The 5,744-nt window shown below is 67.7% G+C and carries 4 protein-coding genes and 3 pseudogenes; 4 read left to right on the plus strand and 3 right to left on the minus strand.

The features are described 5' to 3' along the window. The 4 genes and pseudogenes from WC493_RS21320 to WC493_RS21335 all read left to right on the plus strand — a co-directional run. A pseudogene (locus tag WC493_RS21320) lies at positions 1–440 on the plus strand (hypothetical protein); the annotation flags it as partial. Between the two features lie 50 nt (positions 441–490). Next, positions 491–1,375 carry a hypothetical protein gene (locus tag WC493_RS21325; protein WP_373068323.1) on the plus strand — a complete coding sequence of 295 codons (885 nt, stop codon included), beginning with the start codon at positions 491–493 and terminating at the stop codon, positions 1,373–1,375. Further along, positions 1,372–3,309, plus strand: coding sequence for a 3-hydroxyacyl-CoA dehydrogenase NAD-binding domain-containing protein (locus tag WC493_RS21330; RefSeq protein WP_373068325.1), 1,938 nt, complete (start codon positions 1,372–1,374; stop codon positions 3,307–3,309). The genes WC493_RS21325 and WC493_RS21330 overlap by 4 nt, the downstream gene beginning before the upstream one ends. Next, the gene (locus WC493_RS21335) at positions 3,309–3,707 is read left to right on the plus strand and encodes an acyl-CoA thioesterase (RefSeq protein ID WP_373068327.1); all 399 of its coding nucleotides are present in this window, start codon (positions 3,309–3,311) and stop codon (positions 3,705–3,707) included. The genes WC493_RS21330 and WC493_RS21335 overlap by 1 nt, the downstream gene beginning before the upstream one ends. A 75-nt stretch (positions 3,708–3,782) precedes the next feature. Here the strand turns inward: WC493_RS21335 and WC493_RS21340 are convergent, their stop codons facing one another. From WC493_RS21340 to WC493_RS21350, 3 genes and pseudogenes are all read right to left on the minus strand, one after another. Beyond that, positions 3,783–4,313, minus strand: coding sequence for a DUF1318 domain-containing protein (locus WC493_RS21340; RefSeq protein WP_373068329.1), 531 nt, complete (start codon positions 4,311–4,313; stop codon positions 3,783–3,785). Positions 4,314–4,340: 27 nt separating this feature from the next. Next, positions 4,341–5,517 (minus strand): annotated as a pseudogene (gene metK / locus WC493_RS21345) (methionine adenosyltransferase). 4 nt (positions 5,518–5,521) lie between these two features. Further along, positions 5,522–5,744: pseudogene (locus WC493_RS21350) on the minus strand (alcohol dehydrogenase); the annotation flags it as partial.

Below are 5,744 nucleotides of genomic sequence, written 5' to 3' on the forward strand. Positions count from 1 at the left end.
CGCTGAAGCCGCGGCAGATAGTCGAGGCTTTCTTCGGCGTGGCGATCCGCATGGCCGCCGACAAGGGCCGCGGCCAGACCTTCATGCGCCTGCTGGGCCGTACCTACACCGAGCCGACGGATTTCATCCGCACGTTTCTCGCCGAGGAGTACGCCGAAGTCATCGCCCGCTTCAAGGCGGCCTTCTTCAAGGCGCTGCCCGACGTGCCGCAGGAGGAGTTCCTCTGGCGCTTCCATTTCATGATGGGCGCGTTGTCCTACGCCATCTCCGGCGCCGACGCGCTGCGCATCCTCGGCCCGGTCGATGACAGCGATCCCGACGCGCTGTACGCCCGCCTGATGAGCTTCCTCATCGGCGGCCTGCGCGCGCCGCTGCCCGCGCTTTTGCCGGCGATCCAGGCCAAGCACGCCAGGAAGCCGCGCACCGGGCGCGCCGCCTGACCATGGCCGCCTTCGCTGCGGTGCGCGTCGAAACGGCTTGAGGCCCGGCCATGCCCGCGCCGATCCGGCTCGAGTACCGTGCCAAGCCGTCCGCACTGCGCTTCGTCTCGAATCTCGCGCGGCCGTCGCCCGGCTTCGCGGACGACGGACAACTGCCCGACATCCAGGCGCATTGGCCCGGCCATCGCGCGTCGCGGCGCGAGATCGCGGATTTCTTCGAGCTGTCCGGCCTGCCGGACCGGGGGCACGCCTCGATACTCTATCCGCATACCGTGAGCTTCCCCATGCTGATGGCGGTGCTGAGCCATCCGGCGTTTCCCCTGCCGATCTGGCGGGTGCTCCAGGTGCGCAACCGCATGATCCAGCACGAGCCGATCGCGCCCGATGCGGTGTTCGATTTCACCGTGCGCACAGGCGAGCGGCGCCTGCTCGAAAAGGGCGTCGAGATGGACTTGCGGGTCGGGGCGAGGAAGGAGGGCCGAGTCGTGTGGGAAGCCGTGAATACCTTCTATGCCCGCGGTCGCTTCGGCGAGGCCCGGGCCGAGCCCGCGGCAAGTCCCGGCGTGGGCGGAGCGCCGGCCACCGAATGGCGCATGCCGGCGCATGGCCGTTGGCGTTACGGCCAGCTTTCCGGTGATTTCAATCCCCTGCACATGAGCGACTGGTACGCGCGCCGCGCCGGCTACGCCGGCGCCTTCACCCATCCGCAGCGGGCCATCGGGCAGTGCCTCGGCCATCTCGACGCGGCGCACCATGCGCCGATGCAGCTCGACACCTGGATCAAGGGCCCGGTCTTCTACGACGCCAAAGTGAGCTTGCGCAGCGAATCGCGGCCGGCCGGGAGTGTTTTCGCGCTGCACGTGGATGACGATGCGCGCCCGGCCATCGTCGGCCGCTTCGTCATTCCGAACGGGAACAAGGACACGCTGAAATGAGCAACTTCAAGCACTGGCGCCTCGCTCGTGAGTCCGACGGGGTGGCCTGGGCCGTCCTCGACACCGCCGATTCCTCGACCAACACATTGGGCGCCGACGTCATGGCCGAGCTCGGCCTGATCCTCGACCAATGCGAAACGAATCCGCCCAAGGGCCTGATCTTCAAGTCGGCCAAGGAGGCCGGCTTCATCGCCGGCGCCAACATCGAGGAATTCGTCGCGTCCGATACGCCGGAAAAGGCGCGCGCCCTGGTCAAGCGCGGCTGGGACTTGTACAACCGCCTGGCCGGAGTGCCCTACCCGACGCTGGCGCTGGTGCGCGGCCACTGCATGGGCGGCGGCACCGAGCTGGCGCTGGCCTGCCGCTACCGCATCACGGTCGACGAACCCGGCACCAAGTTCGCGCTGCCCGAAGTCATGCTCGGCATCGTGCCCGGCTGGGGCGGCATGTTGCGCCTGCCGCAGGTCGTCGGCCCGGCGGCGGCGCTGGACATGATGCTGACCGGCAAGGCCATCGACGCCAAACGCGCCAGGTCAATGGGCCTCGCCGACGCCTGCGTGCCGCCGCGCGGCATGGAAGACGCCGCGCGCACGCTGCTGCTCTCGGGCACGCCGCCGCGCCAGTCGCAGCTTCCGCTCATGCAGACGCTCATGAACGGTCCGCTCAAGTTCATCGTGGCCAGCGGCGCGCGCAAGCAGGTGGCGAAGCGCGCGCGCCCCGAGCACTACCCGGCGCCCTGGGCGATCATCGACCAGTGGCAGAACTACGGCGGCAACACGCTGGCAGTGCCGGCAGACAAGCCGACCTCGCTCGACGCGCTGGTGAAGCATCCGACCACGCGCAACCTGATCCGCGTCTTTTTCCTGCAAGACCGCCTCAAGGGATTCGGCAAGGATGCTTCGGGCGGCGCGCCGCGCCATGTGCATGTGGTCGGCGCCGGCGTCATGGGCGGCGACATCGCCGCCTGGTGCGCGCTGCGCGGCATGACGGTGACGCTGCAGGACCTGTCGGCGGAACGCATTGCGCCGGCCGTCGGCCGCGCCGCGAAATTCCTCGAACGAAAGCTGCGCGACGCGACGCTGGCGCGCCTCGCGCTCGACCGGCTGATGGCCGATCCGCAGGGTGACGGCGTGCGCCAGGCCGACGTGATCATCGAAGCGATTTTCGAGAACCTGGAAGCCAAGCAGGCGCTCTTCGCGGACATCGAGGCGCGCGCCAGACCCGATGCGCTGCTCGCCTCGAACACGTCTTCGCTGAAGCTCGCCGACATCGCGGCGACGCTCAAGGATCCTTCGCGCCTGGTCGGCATCCACTTCCTCAACCCGGTCGCGACGATGCCGCTGGTCGAGGTCGTGGCCGGTGCGGCCACCGCGCCGGAAGCGGCGCAGAAGGCGGCCGCCTTCGTGCGCGGCATCGACAAGCTGCCGCTGCCGGTCAAGGACTCGCCGGGCTTCCTGGTCAATGCCGTGCTCGCGCCCTACATGCACGAGGCGATGCGCTGCGTCGACGAAGGCATCGCGCCCGCCAGCATCGACGCCGCGATGCTCGCCTTCGGCATGCCCATGGGCCCGATCGAACTGGCCGACAGGGTCGGCCTCGATGTCGCCATCGCGGCGGGCCGGCAACTGGTCGGCGAGTCAACTACGCCGAAGAAACTCGTCGAGCTGGTCGACGCCGGGCATCTGGGCAAGAAGTCGGGCCAGGGCTTTTACATGTGGGCGGATGGCAAGGCGCAAAGAGTCGGCGCTGGCGGCACGGCGAATCCCGAGCTGGCGCAACGCCTGCTCAAGCCCCTGCTCGATGCCACGCAGCGCCTGGTGCGTGAAGGCGTCGTGGCGGATGCCGAACTGGCCGATGCCGGCGTGATTTTCGCCACCGGCTTTGCGCCCTATACTGGCGGTCCGATGAACTATTTGCAGAGCGGAGGCCGTTGATGGGCCACGAAGGCGTGAAGATCCCTGGGCGCGAGCCGGTGCTGCGCGTGATGCCCATGCCGGCCGACATGAACGGCAACGGCGACATCTTCGGCGGCTGGGTCATGGCGCAATGCGACGTCGCCGGCGCGATACCGGCGATGCGCCTGGCGCGCGGCCGCATCGCCACCGTGGCGGTGAATTCCTTCCTGTTCAAGCAGCCGATCTCGGTCGGCGACATCGTCAGCTTCTATGCCGAAGTGGTGAAGGTGGGCAGGACTTCGATCACCGTCGACGTGCAGGTCTTCGCCGAGCGCCATCCGGCCAATCCGGTGGTGGTCAAGGTCACCGAGGCGCAGCTGACCTATGTCGCCATCAACGACGACGGCAGCAAGCGCGAGCTGCCGAAGAGCAGCTAGGGCGCCAGCCCGACACCTGCCGTTTGCGCAGAAGACCTCCTGTTACCTCGGCGACCGACCCGACCGCCTGCAGCCTTACTTCTGCTGCCACTTCCGGCGTTCATCCAGCCACCACCATCCCGCCGGCCCCTGTCCTATCCACTCGGTGCCGAAAGTGAAATACACGTAGGGCAGCCAGTCCGGATGCTCGTCATCGTATCCCACCGCATCCGAAGCCTCACGGTAGAGCAATGACCGGTCGCAGTTCTCCTTTGACATGAGGTCATGCACCTGATCACGCCGTGCGGGGTCGCGCAGGGCGATGAAGCCGTTGGCGGTGTTGCCGATGACCCCTTGGTCCAGCCAGGGCTTGAGCTGCGGGTAGCGATCCCGCATACGCTTGATGGCGCGGGTGAGGTCGCCGCCGGAGTAGGGCAGCTTTTGTATCTGTGCGTCGGGCGCCTGGGCGTAGATCAGGGCCACGACCTGCTTCGCTTCGGTCGCCGTGCCGCCCGAGGCGACATAGAGGCTGGTGGTGCCGCAGGCGGAAAGCAGCAAGGCCGCAATGCCCATGCCGAGCAGGCGGCGACGGATCTTGTCGACTGAAACTGAAGACGGGTCCGGCATCTCGCTCTCCTTCGTATTCTTCCGGCGTCAGCCCAGCGCCGCCTTCAATGCCTCGACCTTGTCCGTCCGTTCCCAGCGCAGGTCGATGTCGCTGCGGCCGAAGTGGCCGTAGGTCGCGGTCTGGCGGTAGATCGGCCGCACCAGGTCGAGCGTTGCGATGATGCCGGAGGGCGTCAGGCGGAAGACTTTCTTCACCGCGGCTTCGAGCTCCTCGAAGGGCACGGTTCCGGTGCCTTGGGTGTCGATCGTCACCGACACCGGGTCGGCGACGCCGATGGCATAGGCGATCTGTATCAGGCAGCGCCGCGCGATGCCGGCGGCGACGATGTTCTTCGCGATGTAGCGGGCCATGTAGGTCGCGGAGCGGTCGACCTTGCTCGGGTCTTTGCCGGAGAAGGCGCCGCCGCCGTGCACAGGCGCCGCCGTAGGTGTCGACGATGATCTTTCGCCCGGTGACGCCGGTGTCGCCGTTGGGGCCGCCGATCTCGAAGGGGCCGGCCGGATTGACCCAGAGGCGGAAGTCCGCCGTGCGCAGCTTGGCCGGCACCAGCGGATCGATGATCTCGCGCGTGACTTCGTGCGTCACCCATGCCGGGTCGAGGCCGCGTTCGATCTGCGTTGAGATCACCACGTCGGCGATGCCGGCCACCTTGTGGCCTTCGTAGAGCACGGTCACCTGGCTCTTGGCGTCCGGGCGCAGCCAGGGCAGCGCCCCGGATTTCCTGAGTTCGGCCTGGCGCCTGACCAGCCGGTGCGCGAGCCAGATCGGATAGGGCATCAGGTCCGGGGTTTCGTCGCAGGCGAAGCCGAACATCAGGCCCTGGTCGCCGGCGCCGAGCGTGCCGTCGGCGTGCACCACGCCCTTGTTGATCTGGATCGACTGATGGTTGAAGCGCACCTGCACTTCGCAGCGATCGGGATCGATGCCGGTCGCGGCATCCTTGTAGCCGGCATCGCGCAGCACTTGGCGCGCGATCTCCGCGGCGCGGTCGCGAACTTGCTGGAACAAGGCCTCGTCGGAGGTCCTGAACTCGCCGGCGATGACGATCAGGTTGTCGGCGACGAGGGTTTCGCAGGCCACCTTGGCCGTCGCCTCGCGGCTCAGGAAGGCGTCGAGGATCGCATCCGAAATCTGGTCGGCGAGCTTGTCCGGGTGTCCCTCGGACACCGATTCGGACGTGAAGAGGTAGGTTCTCGAGTGCATGCGTTCAGTCGAACAGAATGACCTGGCGCACCGCCTCGCCCGAGGCCAGGCGGTCGAAGCCCTCGTTGATCTGGTCGAGCTTGAGGCGATGCGTGATCAGCTTGTCCACCGGCAGCCGGCCGGCCTTGAACAGCTCGATGTAGCGCGGAATGTCGCGCGCCGGCACGGCCGAGCCGAGGTAGCTGCCCTTCAGTGTGCGTTCTTCGGCGACCAGATTCACCGCCGGC

The organism is Zavarzinia sp. (assembly GCF_041650655.1).
Lineage (GTDB): Bacteria > Pseudomonadota > Alphaproteobacteria > Zavarziniales > Zavarziniaceae > Zavarzinia.